The sequence below is a fragment of the Nocardia sp. CY15 genome (assembly GCF_009829295.1).
GTDB classification, from domain to species: domain Bacteria; phylum Actinomycetota; class Actinomycetes; order Mycobacteriales; family Mycobacteriaceae; genus Nocardia; species Nocardia sputi.
On record NZ_VUOT01000025.1, the window covers coordinates 69,081 to 82,814 of the forward strand.

A 13,734-nucleotide genomic window follows, 5' to 3' on the forward strand; every position below is an offset into this window, starting at 1 on the left:
CGCACCGCCGCACGGCGCCGAAGGTCCATCGGGTCGACACCCCGGGAGTGCGCCCTACTTCGGCGCCTGGAAGCCGCCGATCTTCTGCTCGAGCAGTTCGGCCAGCCGCAGCGGGGTGCGGTCCTCGAACATCGGACCGATGAGCTGCACTCCCACCGGCAGCCCCTCTGGCGACCGGCCCGCGGGTATGGCGGTGGCAGGCAGGCCGGGCATGGTGGCCACACCGGCCCAGACGAGCTGGTCGAAGTACGGGTACTCGACGCCGTCGATGTCGATATGCCGGTTCTCCAGACCTCCGTTGTGGTCGTGCGGGAAGGCGGGAGTGGGCGTGATGGGGCACACCACGGCATCGAACTCGGCGAAGAGCTGCCGCCAGCCGTGGCGGTGGAGTTCGCGACGGTTGCTCGCCTCGACCCAGTCGCGGTGGCTCAGCACCATGCCGCGCAGCCGCGCCGCATCGAGACTCCGGTCGTCCGCGCTCAGGGCGGCGGCGTGGGTCTGCAGCTGTTCGTACGCGTCGAGGGAAATACCTGCGGCGGCGTTCGACAGCATCAGCAGCATGTAGAGCGTCGCCGCTTCGGTCGGATCGGGCAGTAGCGGACTGCGCCGTTCGACGCGGGCGCCCTCGTCGACGAGCGCCTCGGCGACCCGGTTCACGCCCGCCCGCACCGCCGATCCGGTCGGAATGAGCGGATGGTCCTCGATGATCAGGACACGGAAGTCCGACAGCCGCTCGTGGCGCGCGGGCGGCAGTGCGACGTCGTAGGCGACGCCGTGGGTCAGCGGGTCCGGTCCGGCCATCACGTCGAGCAGCAGCGCGAGGTCGCGGGCGGTGCGCGCCATCGGGCCGACGACGGCGAGGTCGAGGTCGACCGGCAAGGCCGGCGCAGGCGGCGCGACCATGCCGCGGGTCGCCGCCAGCCCGAGTGTCGGCTTGTGCGCGTAGACACCGCAGAAATGCGCGGGGGTGCGCAGCGAACCGGCGAGGTCGGAGCCGATGGACAGCGCGCCGAATCCGGCCGCCAGGGCCGCCGCCGAACCGCCGGACGACCCACCCGACGTGCGACCGTGATCCCACGGATTGTTGGTGGTGCCGTAGATCTCGTTGAAACTCTGGATATCTCGCAGCATCAACGGCACATTGGTTTTACCGAGCAGCACCGCGCCGGCTGCCTTCAACCGCGACACCTGTACCGCGTCCTCGGCAGGCACATAGTCCCGCTGCGCCGGCATGCCCCAGGTCGTGGGCAGGCCAGCGATATCGTAGGACTCTTTGACCGTTACCGGAATACCGAGCAGCGGCCGATCCTCGCCGCTGGCGCGCGCCTGGTCGGCATCGCGTGCGGCAGCCCGCGCATGGTCGAAGTCCGGTACACAGATCGCGTTGATCATCTTGTCGTCGCGCTCGATACGGGCGATCGCCTCGTCGGTCAGTTCCACCGAGGTCACCGCACCGACACGCAAAGCAGCCGCGAGTTCTTCGGCCGATTGAAAATTCCGCTCCATGAATTCGACGCTATTAGCCTGCGGCAGAGGACATAAAATGGTGCTTCGCACAACGGGAAAGTCGAACGGACCACCTGCATTGGTGAATTCACGCACCCGTTCTGCCATCGAGGACGGCCGACTCCAGGTCACAGCGTCGGCAGTGGGCCAACTCTCCAGCACAGGGCATGAAATGCCACTCCACACAACGGGATGAATGTCTCAATGCTCATCCCCACGCCCCGGACCCAGACTGATCGGCTGACGCCCCGAGAAAACCGATCTGCGGATCCAGAAGATCCGTAGTGCGGGTTCGCTGACTGGCTGATCATGTCGGGCCTTCGCGTCATACTGACGGTCATGGGGTATGAAACCGTGCGGGGGCATTCACGCAGAGGACGGGTAGGCGGGAGTTACGTGAGGGGGTCGGTCCGCTTCACCGACCGGCGCGCACCGCAGCGGCCGGGGCGTTACCGGTCCCCGTACTTCCACGGTTACCGCAGTGCGGCGCCTATGCCGATCCTGTGGGGCCTCGCGGCGCTCGTGGGCGTCCCGGTCCTCGTGCTGGTGGTGCTGGCGCTCACCCACATGGGATCTCCCGATAGGCCTGCCGACACCGCTGTGGTGCCCTCGTCTCTCGCGCCCGCGCAGCCGACTCCCCCGCCGAAGTCGTGCTTCCCGTTCAACTGCTGACCGCAAGACGCGCGTGGCTCGGTCCGTTGTGCTGCCGTGCTCGACGGTCGATTCGGACTGGCGTCAGTCCTTGCGCCCCAGCAGCGCCATGGCGACGTTGCGGCGATCACCCGTGGTGATGAGTGCGACTGGAATGGCAAACGCCGCTCGCAGGCGCAGGGGTTCCGGCAATAGCACCAGTTACGGCGGAGTTGTTGGTGGTAAACGATTCTCATTGGAAGGGGCGAGTGGTTCGGCGTTGCGCGTCGGGGTTGTGAGGAGATCGGCGCGTTCACGCGTGCGTCCTCCCCGCCCATGCCATGATGCGTGCGGCCCTGACGCTCACCCGAAGGAGACAACAGTGCGACTCACCCGCCTTCCGGTTCTGCCCGCCGTCGCGCTGCTCGGTTCGGGCCTCATGCTCGCCGGCTCGTCCTCCGCCCTCGCTGCAGGCCCCGGACTCGACGTCGCGGCCTTCAGCTGTCCCCATCCCGACGGACTCTTCCCTTACCCCGGGGACGTGACGAGGTACGTTCAGTGCTCGAACAACGTCCCGACCGTTCAGAGGTGTCCGGACGGCCTGAATTGGAACCCGACTGGCCAGTACTGCGACTGGCCGGCCAGTGCGGGCGCGGTGGCTGGTGCCCGGCAGCGGTAGGAGCCGCGGGAAGAACAGGCGAGGATGTAGAGAGGCCCACAGGGAACGGGCAGACTCTTTGAAACGGGACAATCCGCAGGTCTGGCCCTGGCGGCATCGGCCCGCATTTACGCGTAGACAGTTTCGCGGCGGACGCCGAATTCCTTGACCAGCCCTCGGCGGAAGTGGCGGGTGGCTACATTCCGCGGGAACTGGGTCTATCTGTGTGCCACGGTCGGCAGCGTGATCACCTTTGTCCTTCTGTTTCAGCCGTGGCTGACCACTGGCACCGGCGGGACGGACGGTGTGATCCACGCCAACGCCTTCGGACGAATTCACGTCACTACCTTCTGGGTTGATCTCTGGGCGCAAACATCGGTACCGAATCCGAAAGCCAGCGGAACGTGGGGCATCCTCACCAGCGTCGCGATTGTCATCACGGTGTGCAGCGTGGCGGTCAACAGTGTGGCCCGCACCGCGGCGCTCACGCACCTGGTGATCGTTGCCACGGTATTCGTCGCCATCTTCACCGTCACCACCGCGCTCTACCTGAACAGCAAGGGCGACGAACTGACGCGAGTGGTTTCCTATGGCGCGGCCCGGGACCCGGGGACCCAGATCGGATTGCTGATCCGATGGGCCAGAGGCCACGACAATTATCCGGCACCGGGGTTCCGCCAGGTCTCCTACGCCACCTACAGCCTCACATGGTCTGCGATCTACACTTTCCGCTATGGCTGTTGTCGCGCAATGGCTTCGAGGACGCGAGAATCGACTGCACCAAAAGAGGCTGAACAAATCGGCCGCAGAGACAGCGTAACCGGTGAGCAAGAAAGAGGATTGACGACCGCAGCCGGGCCGTTCGCGCGGAAGTGTGGGCTTTGATTCAGCAGCACGAACCCGGCTACCGTGACGATCCCGCTGTGCGGACTTCCCTCGAGATGGTGAAGCAGATGTTCGCCGAACACGTCCCGGTTGGCATATTCGGCACGGCCGGTCAGCGCTGTAGCAGGCCTTGGCCGTGCCTGGTGATCATCGAGATGCGAGACTCCAGCCCCTGCCCGCGCTGAACGCGAGGCGAACATCGATCAGCTGGCTTCTGTTCGAACAATGAATGCGCGGGACGCTCAGAGTACGGCTACACGCGGGGTGAAGTTCTTCGGAATCTGGGTGCCGTCGAGCACCTGGATCCTGTCCGGATCAAGGCGCAGGGCGGTGACGCTGTCCGGCCCTGGAACGCCGAAGGCGCGCAGATCGTAGCCGAGCGGTGGCGGCGTGTTCATGAACAGCTCCCACACGTGCTTCTTGTCCTCCGGGTCCTCGACCCAGGTAGCAGTCGCTTCCCCCTGCACGGCGTGCTGATCCGGACACCAGTACGAGAACGCCACCACCGGGTTGGCGGCCAGATGTCCGACCTTGACCGGCGTCTTGCCGGTGACGATCCAGCCGACCGGGCGGCCGTCGACAGATTCCCAGATCGGATGCAGAATTCGCGATCTGGGCCTCCCGTCACTGTCCACCGTGGTGACTGTGCACCAGACGATGTCGGAGGTGAATCGGAAGAAGTCATCCGAAATCACCGCGAAATCAGTCGCCATACCGAGCTCCTCGCGTCATATGTCCCCAGATACTCGCACAGGGCACCGACATCTTCGGCGGCGCAACGGATCTTGCCGGACCGGTTATGCCGCATGATGTTCGACTCGCCATCGAGCTGTCTTGTGCCCGGCGACCTGCGAGGTCTGGTCGAGTCGTTGCTGCCGGGTTCAGCGGTGTGGGCCCGGTAACCGTTCGCTACGGGGACGCCGGGCCGCAGACCGCCGGGACCGGCACGGTCGACCGGTTCTTCCCAGATCTACGGGTGGCTAGGATTTGGGACGCTCGCCGGGCCGAGCAGCCGGCGCACAGCTCGGATCCTCGGACCGATTCCGAGTGCCCGGTACCCAGCCGCGTTCACCGATTAGCGGCCAACACTGCCGCGAGGCCTTCTTGCAGGTCCTTGACAAAGTACTCGGGAACCTCCAGCGACGGAAAATGTCCCCCGGTTTCGGGCGACCTCCATCGGACGATTTGTCGGTACCGCTGCTGTGCCCAGGGGCGCGGACACTTCTCGATGTCGCGGGGGTACATGGTGATTGCTGACGGGACGTCGACCCGAAGTTCGGGGTCCAGCGAGTTGTGGCTTTCGTAGTAGATGCGGGCCGCCGATGCGCCGGTCCGCATCAGCCAATACAGGGTGACGTCGTCGAGAACGCGGTCTATGGAAATCGTCTCGAACGGGCTGTCTTCGATATCTGTCCACTCGGCGAACTTGTCGAGGATCCAGGTAAGAAGCCCGACCGGTGAGTCGACGAGCGAGTAGCCGATGGTCTGCGGTCGGGTCGCCTGTTGCTTCGCGTACGCCGCGCGGTGCCGCCAGAAATCGCGGGTTTCCTCGGTCCACTCGCGCTCGACCGCCGTCAGCCCGTCCGTTGTCAAACCGGGCGGTGCCTGCGCGAGCGTTGTGTGGATGCCGAGAACATGCGCTGGAAACCTGCCGCCGAGAATTGTGGTGATCACACCTCCCCAGTCGCCACCGTGGGCTGCGAACTTGCTGTAGCCGAGCCTTCCCATCAGTTCCACCCATGCGGCCGCGATTTTCTCGGTTCCCCACCCGGTGGTGGCCGGCTTATCGCTGTAACCAAAGCCTGGTAGCGATGGGACCACGACGTGGAATGCCGGCGCGCCCGCATCTTTCGGATCCGCCAACTCGTCTACCACATCGATGAACTCGGCGATGCTGCCTGGCCAGCCGTGCGTCAAGATCAAAGCAGTGGCGTCTGCGCGCGCGGATCGGCGGTGCAGGAAGTGGATCCCCAGATCATCAATGGTCGTGCGGAACTGGCCGATCCGGTTGAGGCGCTCTTCGAACGACCGCCAGTCGTACCCGGTGCGCCAGTAGTTCACGACATCGACGAGGTCGGCGAGAGGGACGCCCTGTTCCCATCGGCGAGGGCCGGGCGCGGCGCGATAGACCGTCTCGGTCTCCGGTAGCCGCGCTACGGCCAGCCGCGCGCGCAGATCGTCGAGGTCGGCGTCAGGTGCGTGGGCTTCGAATGCATGCACCACTACGGGGTCGGGCGTGAGAACGGGGTCGAGGTGGCCAAGTGTGGGCATGAGACCTCCTGGTCATCGCGGAACCGGCAATGGCTTACCTGGAACCGGCTAAGACGGTTCTAGCATGCCCCGGCGGCGGCCGGCAACCCGCTAAGGTGGTTCCATGCCTGCTGGGTTCCCTGACTTTCGCCTCGGTAACGTGCTAGCGACCAGCTTCACGGGGACTCTGTCGGAGCGTCATGGCGACCCGGTGGAACGCATTCCCACGCCGCAGCGACTCGTCGACTGGCTGGTCGTGAACGGCCTGGCCGTGGACTCCTGCACCGCAGCCCAGCTCGAACTCGCTCGGGAACTGAGGGAATCAATTCACGCCGCCGCGACAGCGGCCGCGATCGGAGACGGCCTTCCTGCGTCTGCTGTTCAAGTCATCAATGACTGCAGCGTTCAGGGTCGGGCGGCGGCCGTCCTGACGCCCGAGGGCAGCCGTCGATGGCGACTCAGCTCGGCTTCCAGCGTAGAAGATGCCCTAGGCGTGATCGCCGCCGACGCGATCAGCATCATCGCAGGCGAACGAGACGGAAAATTGGCCTTGTGCGCATCGCCAACCTGCCGAGCCGCCTTCTTCGATACCAGCCAGAGTCGCACCCGCAAATGGTGTGACATGAACACGTGCGGGAATCGTCAGAAGAAGGCGCGCTTCAATGCCAACCAGCGCAAGACCAGGACTGCCGCACGGACGGGTGTCATCTGATCCGGCTTGCCCGGGAGGACCGGCTGGAATGGTCGGCCGGACAGTGCTGCTAGCCGTCCAGGCCGAGGCGCCGGGCGAAGAGAGCGGTTCCCCCTATCCCAAGTTTGTTTTTGTCAGAAAAGTTAATTTTCGGTGTGGGCCGTTTCGAACAGGGCGCTGGGCATCTACGCTCAGGCGGGGGTCGATCGGCCAATCGGTAGCAATCCCATCAGCATGGTGTTCGGGTGTAGCGGCAAGCTGCGAAAGGTAGCGATGGGAGTGGGCTCTAGCGTGGGGAGGCAGGCGGGGCCGGTGCTGGGCCGCTTCTCGGTGTGGTCGCGGATGGGGACTCGCAGGGCCCAGCCGGTGGAGGTGCGGTCGCGGGATGAGTTCCTGCATCCGGGCGGCGACCTGCGTACGTTGCCGCCGGGAACGATCCTGCGGAGTCGTCGGGTCGAACTGGCGTTGTTCGGGCTGGTGCCGCAGAGAGTGTCGGCGTGGCAGTTGGTGTATCGGAGCACGGATATGCACGGTCACCCGGAGGTTGCGGTGACGACGGTGGTATTACCCGCCGACGCGGACCCCGACGTCGAACGGCCGTTGCTGGCGTTCGAGTCGGCGATCGATGCGGTGACCGAACGTTCAGCGCCGTCGTATGCGTTGCGGCGCCGTTCACGGGCTCACGGTTCGATCACTCCGATCGAGTGGCCGTTGATGATCGCCAACGCCGTCCGGCGCGGCTGGGCGGTTAGCATCAGCGACCACGGAGGGCCGCAGGGCAATTTCGGCGCACCGCGCGAACCCGGGTACCGCACTCTGGACGGGGTCCGGGCGGCGTTGAGCTTCGACGCCCTGGGCCTGGGCGATGGCAGCCCGATCGTGGTTTGGGGGTATTCCGGTGGCGGGATGGCCGCCTCGTGGACGGTGGAGATGGCCCCCGCCTACGCTCCTGAACTCGACATCACCGCGGCGGTGCTGGGGGCGCCGGTGGGAGATCCCGCGCAGGTGCTGGTGCGGCTCAGCGGCGGGTTGTTCGCGGGTTTTCCCGCGATGGTGATCGCCGCGCTACGCCGGCTCTATCCGGTGGTGGAACGCGTGATCGACGCGCACATGCGTCCGGGAGGCTACCGGCTGCTCGAGCAGGCGAAGACCCTCACACCGTTGCTCACCCTGTTGCGGCTGGCCGGGCGCGATTTCGACGATCACCTCGATCGGCCACTCGCGGACATCCTCGCCGAACCCGAGATGGTGCCATGCTCGATGACCTGCGGCTGGGCGGCCACGCGCCCGACTGTCCGTTGCTGGTAATCCAACCGGTTCATGACCAGGTGATCCACCGCGAATGCGTGGATGCTCAGGTGAACCGATACCGCGACCACGGCGCGACCGTAGTGTACGTGCGCGACCGGCTCAGCGAGCACTTCGCCCTGATGGCGTTGTCGACCCCGCTGGCGCTGAATTGGCTGTCCGATCGCCTGGCCGGACTCCCGATCACAGAGTCCGGAACCCGCACTGTGTGGTCTGTCGCGACCGCGCCCGGCGTCTGGCGCGGCTACCTCGAGATGGCGGACACCGCGCTGCGCGTCACGCTCGGAATGCCGCTGCGCGACAGCCGCACACGGCCCGGACCGGGCCGACGCGGCGGTGAACTGCGTGAAACAGCGTAAGAAGTCACCAAACCCGGCGAGCACGGTGAGTTCGCGGCGCCATGTGGTGCCTTCGCCCGCCAGTTCCCGCTGCAGGCTGCGAGCACTCGTCGCCATTCGGCGTGCCGCGTGATCGACTGGGATCGGACCGTTACCGAGCTTCCCGAGCAATATGTGGTGCAGTTGCTCAGAGCAGGTCACCGCAGGGTGACGCACCGTCGCCAGCCCCGCGCTGCGTTCCGCACTGGAACGTCAGTTGGCGCATGCCCACGACGGCCACCGTGAGGGCGGCTTCAACTCGTTCATCAGCGACTCCAGGTAGCCCGAGCCGTTGAGGAGCGGTCACGGGGTGGGCCGCCGACGCGGACCGCCCCGTGACCGCTCCCCCATCGAGGGCGGCGAATCACTGTTTTTGCCCGGCTACCGGGCAGGTAGGCACTATATGCGCTTATCGCCCTGATTGCGGCGATCGAGGTGGTGGCGGAATGAGCCATGCCCAGAATTCGTGGCGCACCGCGTCCCACAAATTCGTCAATTCTGGAAAAAGTTCTCGTGCTTGCACGAGATCTGGGTAGGTGTCGGGGCCGAAGGAGACGATCGGCGCTGTGTCGCATGCATTATGCACCGCAAGAATCGAAATCAAATGGTCCTGCAGCAAGCGCCACGTGACGCCCAGGCCCTCTGCCTCGGTTCGACGGACGTCATTCATCTCCGGCCCCATTCGGCTGCCGACGGCGCTCCGCGGCGATGTCGAATACTGTCAAAGCCGACCTCCTGCTCGTCGAGATCTGTCGAGCATCACAGATCCGGCACCGCACGGCATGGGTGGAAACACCCACTCGATTACCCATTTGCGCAGCTCGAGGGCGCCTGAAGCGTCATGTGCCCGGCAACGACGACCCGGTCCGGCGCCGATCTCGTTGGTGAGAAGCCGGGGCAGGGCATCGTAGAGTGCCCCGGTGCGCCAGAACAACAGGCTCAGTGCGGACGCGCGGTCCAGGCCGCGACCTGCGCGCGAGAAGAGAAGCCGAGTTTGCAGAGAATGTTCTCGACGTGCCGATCGACCGTTCGAGGCGACACCACCAGTCGCTCGGCGATCCGCCGGTTGCTCAGGCCCTGTGCGAGTAGCTCGGCGACCTGCCGCTCGCGTGCTGTCAGCACCCCCGCTTGCACCGTCGCAGGTTGCGGGGCGCCCGCACTCCGGTCGAGGGCGTAGGCGATCGCCTGGCCGTGATCGAGTCCTTCGCCCCGCACCCGTTCCGCATGCACGATCGCCTCAGGAAGCGCATCGGCCACGACGTGCTCACACGCTGCGTGCCGCTCGGACATATAAGGCCCGAACGTTGCGATGGAGGTACCGATTCGCCGCCACATCGTGTGGATCGCTCCCAGGAGTCGGGCCGCATGGCGGTGCTCGCCGCGGGCGGCCGCGGTCCAGGCCAGTAGCTCGATCATCAGCGCTGCACCGACATGGTCGTTGAATTCGCGCTGGATCTCGAGGGCGGCGTGAGCCGAAGCCATCGCCTGGTCGTAGTCGCCCCGGACCAGCTGATCGTAGCCGAGTGCCCAGACCGCGTACGACTTCGTCCACTGCTCGCCGCACCGGTCTGCCAGCTCTATCGCTCGCCGAGCCGTCGCGCATGCTCTCGGATCATGCGCGTGCGTATAGGCGACCGCGAGCTGGAAGAGGGTCATCCGGACCAGCTCGTCATCCTCGGAGAAGCTCTCGACCGCTCGTTCGAAACCTGTCACGGCAGCGGCGAGATCTCCACGGAAGCCCGCGGCAGTGGCGCGCAGGCTACTGGCCCAGCCGAGCGCACGGCGGTCTCCGGCTTCTGCGGCGAGGGCCACGCATTCATCGAGCACCGACTCAGCCGCGTCGAGGTCGCCCTGCAGAACCATCACCCATCCCGCTACCCAGAGTGCGGAGATCCGCCCGGCATCCGAGTCCGCGGCAATCCGTAGGGCGCGGTCGATCCAGCGTCGCCCGGAGCCGAGGAATCCATCGGCGCACCAGTGATAGCGCAGTGCCGTGACCAATAGCAGCGCCTCGCGGGAACTCGACGGAGTGCTGGTCGCCCACTCCAACGCCCCTCCGAGATTTCCCCGGTCGGCGCGCAACAGGGCGAGGCCGGTCTCCTGGCCGGGCCCGTTCCACTGTCCGGCGATCTGCTCAGCGAACGCGAGATAGTAGTCGCGGTGCCGGTCACGCAGCGTGGAGCTTTCGCCGCGGTCGGTCACCCGCTGCCATCCATACTCACGGATCGTCTCCAGCAACCGATAACGCGTCTGATCGTCGGCCGGGACAAGCACGACGACCGACTGCGCGACGAGGTGATCGATCAGGTCGAGCACCTGCCCACGCGGCAGATCCTCACCTGCGCAAACGTCCTCCGCGGCATGCAGGGTGAACCCTCCGACGAACACCGCAAGTCGCGCCCACAGCAGCTGTTCGGTCGGCGAGCACAGCTCATAGCTCCAGTCGATCAGCGCACGCAGAGTCCGCTGTCGTGGCAGCGCAGCTCGCGCACCCCCGGTCAACAACGCGAACCGATCCTCGAGCCGGTCCAGAATCGCTTGCAACGGCAGTGATCGCAGCCGGGACGCGGCCAGCTCGATCGCGAGCGGAATCCCGTCCAACCGCTCACACACCCGCACCACCGTGCCCGCATTACGCTCCGTGACCGCGAAGTCCGGGCGCACCGCCCGAGCACGCTCCATGAGCAGCATCGGAGCGTCGAACCCCGCCACCGCCCCAGCTGTGACGGACTCATCCGAAGCGGGCATCGACAGCGGGCTGACCGGATAGACGTGCTCGCCCGCTTCGCCCAGCAGTTCGCGGCTGGTGGTCAAGATCCGCAGTCCCGCGCAGGCACGCAGCAGGTGGTGGCACAGCACACGGCAGGCGTCCAGCAGGTGCTCGCAGTTGTCCAGCACGAGCAGCACCTGCCGGTCGGCGAGCCGTTCCACGATCTGCTGCTCCGCTGTCCGGTGCGACAGATCCGGCATCCCGAGACTGGTCACCACCGCACGCGCCACCCGTTGCGGATCATCCACGGCAGCCAGGTCGACCAACCACGCCCCATCCGGAAACGAGCGGCCGGACGCAGCGGCTACCTCCGTGGCAAGGCGGGTCTTCCCCACCCCACCCACTCCGGTCAGAGTGACGAGTCGGGCAGTCGCCAGCAGTGCCCGGACCTCACGAATCTCCCGCTGTCGACCCACAAAACTCGTGACCGCCGACGGCAGATTACCGGCTCCGCATACGGGCCTGCGCTGCCCCATGACATGTGAATCCTAACCGGTGCGGCGAGCCCGGCGCATCCCGTCACTTCATCGCGCGGCCGGCAGTGTGCCTGGTTCCGTGACGGCAAGGTTCACGTCGAGGTAGGGCAGCTCGATCGAGATGAACATATCGCGTCACCCGCGATGGTAATCATGCGACCTGCAAGAGCATTCCGGTCTCCGGGTCGTACCAGCGGCATGCCTCGGGCGGCAGGTACAGATTCGAGGGGCCGCCCTCGTCGGCGCGGAATCCGGGCGGCGCTTGAACCTTCACCGTCTGCCCGCTGACGCGGGTGGTTAGCAGAGTCGAGGAGCCGAGGGGCTCGAGCACTTCGAGTTCGCCCCGCACCGTCGCGGCCGCCGGTCCGTCGGTCACCACGATCGCCTCGGGTCGGATACCGAGCCGCAGCGTCTGGCCTTCGAACGAGGACAGCGCGGCGGGAACGGCGAGCGATTGCCCACCCAGGTCGATGCGCAGCCCCGTCTCCGCCGCGCGGACTGTGCCGGTGAGGAAGTTCATCGGCGGGCTGCCGAGGAAGCCGCCGACGAATTCCGTCGCCGGGTCGTCGTAGACCTCGGTGGGCGGGCCGCACTGGACGATTGCCCCGGCACGCATCACTGCGACGCGATTGCCCAGCGACAACGCCTCGACCTGATCGTGGGTGACGTAGATCGTGGTGGTGCCGAGTTCGGCGACGAGTCTTTTCAGCTCGGCCCGGAACGACAGCCGCAGCAGCGCGTCCAGGTTGGACAGCGGCTCGTCCATGAGCAGCACGTCGGCATCCATCACGATCGCCCGCGCCACCGCGACGCGCTGGCGCTGCCCACCCGACAGCCGCGCCGGGTACCGGTCCAGGTACGGGGTCAGCTGCAACAGCTCCGCGGCCCAGGCGACTTTGCGACGGATCTCGTCAGGTGGCACGCCGTGCACGCGAAGGCCGAAGCCGATGTTTTCGGCGACTTTCTTGTTCGGAAACACGGCGTAGGACTGGAACACCATCGAAAGATTGCGCCGCCGCGGCTCGAGATAGGTGACGTCCTTGCCGCCGATCACGATCTGTCCCGAGTCCGGCAGTTCCAAACCGGCGACCATGCGCAGCAACGTGGTCTTGCCGCAGCCGGACGGCCCGAGCAGCACCATGAACTCACCGTCGGAAATCTCCAGCGAGACCTCGTCGGTGGCACGCGCCGTGCCGCCGGGATAGGTCTTCACCAGATCACGGACAACCACTTCAGCCATCAGCGAACCCCTGTCATCGCAGCGTCGTCCCCCACATGTTCACCAGGTAGCGCCGCATGACGAAGATGAACACCAGCGCCGGGATGATCAACGCGAAACCACCCGCGAAGCGGTACGCGATCGACGCCTCGTCCAATGCCGTGAGCACCTGAGCGGGCAGCGTGCGGTGCCCGAGTGTCACGATCGTCGCGCCGAGGATCTCGTTCCACGACAGGACGAACGTGAAGATCGACGACGCGGCCAGCCCCGGCAGTGCGAGCGGCACCACGATCCGGCGTGCGGCCTGCCAGCGGTTGCATCCGAAGACCTGGGCCGCCTCCTCCAGATCGGGAGGCACCGCGACGAAGATGCTCGCCGTGATGAGCACGGTCGTCGGCAACGCGAGCGTGGTGTGCACCAGCGTCACGGCCAGCACCGTGTCGTACACCTCGATGCGCAGGAACACGGTGGCCAGCGGCACCGAGAGCACCACGATCGGCAACGCGCGCACGAAGAGGATGAAGACCTGGTATGTGTCTTTGCCGCGAAACGCGTGGCGCGCGAGCGCGTATCCTGCGGGTGCGCCGATCACCAAGGACCAGAACACCGTGTAGAGGCCCACCAGCAGCGAATTGCCCAGTGCCTCGACCGTTCCCGTGGCACGGAAGAACGACATCAGAGTCTCGGTGGAGAAATCTCTCGGGATCAGTGGCTTCGGAAACTCGCTGAGCGCCTCACGGGAGGACACCGCGGCCAGGCCGATCAGAACGATCGGCAACACCATGAAAAGGCTGACGGCCGAGCAGGCCACCTGCACCCACACCGCGCGTCTGCGGCGCCTGCGCACGGGTGCGCGATCGATGGGTGGCAGCGCGCGCCGCGGCGGCGCCTCGGTACGGTTCATCGCGTTCCTCGGCTTCCGCGGGCGTACCCGCACCCCGTCGCCTCGATCAACGGCCGGCGA

13 protein-coding genes are annotated in these 13,734 nt (G+C 66.2%); 7 read left to right on the forward strand and 6 right to left on the reverse strand.

Going from position 1 to position 13,734, the window contains the following annotated elements:
* Nucleotides 1-54: 54 nt before the first annotated feature.
* Nucleotides 55-1,614: an amidase gene (locus tag GVY39_RS24470; protein ID WP_236565640.1), complete on the reverse strand. Its 1,560-nt coding sequence runs from the start codon at nucleotides 1,612-1,614 to the stop codon at nucleotides 55-57.
* Nucleotides 1,615-1,902: 288 nt separating this feature from the next.
* Here GVY39_RS24470 and GVY39_RS24475 point away from each other — a divergent pair, with 288 nt between their 5' ends.
* From GVY39_RS24475 to GVY39_RS24490, 4 genes are all read left to right on the forward strand, one after another.
* Entirely contained in the window at nucleotides 1,903-2,178 is a 276-nt protein-coding gene (locus GVY39_RS24475; RefSeq protein WP_159928486.1) for a hypothetical protein, read from the forward strand.
* Nucleotides 2,179-2,575: 397 nt separating this feature from the next.
* Nucleotides 2,576-2,815 carry a carbohydrate-binding module family 14 protein gene (locus GVY39_RS35335; protein ID WP_223522047.1) on the forward strand — a complete coding sequence of 80 codons (240 nt, stop codon included), beginning with the start codon at nucleotides 2,576-2,578 and terminating at the stop codon, nucleotides 2,813-2,815.
* A 222-nt stretch (nucleotides 2,816-3,037) separates the two neighbouring features.
* Nucleotides 3,038-3,679, forward strand: coding sequence for a hypothetical protein (locus GVY39_RS24485; protein ID WP_159928482.1), 642 nt, complete (start codon nucleotides 3,038-3,040; stop codon nucleotides 3,677-3,679).
* Nucleotides 3,680-3,717: 38 nt separating this feature from the next.
* Nucleotides 3,718-3,864: a hypothetical protein gene (locus GVY39_RS24490; protein WP_159928480.1), complete on the forward strand. Its 147-nt coding sequence runs from the start codon at nucleotides 3,718-3,720 to the stop codon at nucleotides 3,862-3,864.
* A 57-nt stretch (nucleotides 3,865-3,921) separates the two neighbouring features.
* Here the strand turns inward: GVY39_RS24490 and GVY39_RS24495 are convergent, their stop codons facing one another.
* Both GVY39_RS24495 and GVY39_RS24500 read right to left on the reverse strand, forming a co-directional pair.
* Nucleotides 3,922-4,392: a pyridoxamine 5'-phosphate oxidase family protein gene (locus GVY39_RS24495; RefSeq protein WP_159928478.1), complete on the reverse strand. Its 471-nt coding sequence runs from the start codon at nucleotides 4,390-4,392 to the stop codon at nucleotides 3,922-3,924.
* Between the two features lie 355 nt (nucleotides 4,393-4,747).
* Nucleotides 4,748-5,950 carry an epoxide hydrolase family protein gene (locus GVY39_RS24500; RefSeq protein ID WP_159928476.1) on the reverse strand — a complete coding sequence of 401 codons (1,203 nt, stop codon included), beginning with the start codon at nucleotides 5,948-5,950 and terminating at the stop codon, nucleotides 4,748-4,750.
* Nucleotides 5,951-6,053: 103 nt separating this feature from the next.
* On the opposite strand from GVY39_RS24500, the gene GVY39_RS24505 reads away from it, so the two are divergent.
* From GVY39_RS24505 to GVY39_RS35030, 3 genes are all read left to right on the forward strand, one after another.
* Nucleotides 6,054-6,641, forward strand: a complete 588-nt coding sequence (locus tag GVY39_RS24505) for an ABATE domain-containing protein (RefSeq protein WP_159928474.1) — start codon at nucleotides 6,054-6,056, stop codon at nucleotides 6,639-6,641.
* Between the two features lie 270 nt (nucleotides 6,642-6,911).
* Nucleotides 6,912-7,928 (forward strand): lipase family protein, encoded by a 1,017-nt coding sequence (locus GVY39_RS35025; RefSeq protein ID WP_255466257.1) that lies wholly within the window; start codon nucleotides 6,912-6,914, stop codon nucleotides 7,926-7,928.
* Complete coding sequence (locus GVY39_RS35030) at nucleotides 7,874-8,287, forward strand: lipase family protein (RefSeq protein ID WP_255466258.1); 414 nt, start codon at nucleotides 7,874-7,876, stop codon at nucleotides 8,285-8,287. Before GVY39_RS35025 ends, GVY39_RS35030 begins: the two co-directional genes overlap by 55 nt.
* A gap of 957 nt (nucleotides 8,288-9,244) precedes the next feature.
* Here the strand turns inward: GVY39_RS35030 and GVY39_RS24515 are convergent.
* From GVY39_RS24515 to GVY39_RS24525, 3 genes are all read right to left on the reverse strand, one after another.
* On the reverse strand, nucleotides 9,245-11,551 hold the full coding sequence (locus GVY39_RS24515; protein WP_159928472.1) for a LuxR C-terminal-related transcriptional regulator: 2,307 nt from the start codon (nucleotides 11,549-11,551) through the stop codon (nucleotides 9,245-9,247).
* A gap of 151 nt (nucleotides 11,552-11,702) precedes the next feature.
* A complete protein-coding gene (locus GVY39_RS24520; protein ID WP_159928470.1) occupies nucleotides 11,703-12,791 on the reverse strand; it encodes an ABC transporter ATP-binding protein in 1,089 nt (362 codons plus the stop codon).
* Between the two features lie 13 nt (nucleotides 12,792-12,804).
* Nucleotides 12,805-13,674: a carbohydrate ABC transporter permease gene (locus tag GVY39_RS24525; protein ID WP_159928468.1), complete on the reverse strand. Its 870-nt coding sequence runs from the start codon at nucleotides 13,672-13,674 to the stop codon at nucleotides 12,805-12,807.
* Nucleotides 13,675-13,734 lie beyond the last annotated feature (60 nt).

Coding starts and splice junctions, on each gene's coding strand:
- GVY39_RS35335 (WP_223522047.1), top strand. CDS start 2,576: ATGCTCGCCGGCTCGTCCTCCGCCCTCGCTGCAGGCCCCGGACTCGAC.
- GVY39_RS24495 (WP_159928478.1), bottom strand. CDS start 4,392: ATGGCGACTGATTTCGCGGTGATTTCGGATGACTTCTTCCGATTCACC.
- GVY39_RS24520 (WP_159928470.1), bottom strand. CDS start 12,791: ATGGCTGAAGTGGTTGTCCGTGATCTGGTGAAGACCTATCCCGGCGGC.
- GVY39_RS35030 (WP_255466258.1), top strand. CDS start 7,874: ATGCTCGATGACCTGCGGCTGGGCGGCCACGCGCCCGACTGTCCGTTG.
- GVY39_RS24515 (WP_159928472.1), bottom strand. CDS start 11,551: ATGGGGCAGCGCAGGCCCGTATGCGGAGCCGGTAATCTGCCGTCGGCG.
- GVY39_RS24470 (WP_236565640.1), bottom strand. CDS start 1,614: ATGGCAGAACGGGTGCGTGAATTCACCAATGCAGGTGGTCCGTTCGAC.
- GVY39_RS24525 (WP_159928468.1), bottom strand. CDS start 13,674: ATGAACCGTACCGAGGCGCCGCCGCGGCGCGCGCTGCCACCCATCGAT.
- GVY39_RS24505 (WP_159928474.1), top strand. CDS start 6,054: ATGCCTGCTGGGTTCCCTGACTTTCGCCTCGGTAACGTGCTAGCGACC.
- GVY39_RS24500 (WP_159928476.1), bottom strand. CDS start 5,950: ATGCCCACACTTGGCCACCTCGACCCCGTTCTCACGCCCGACCCCGTA.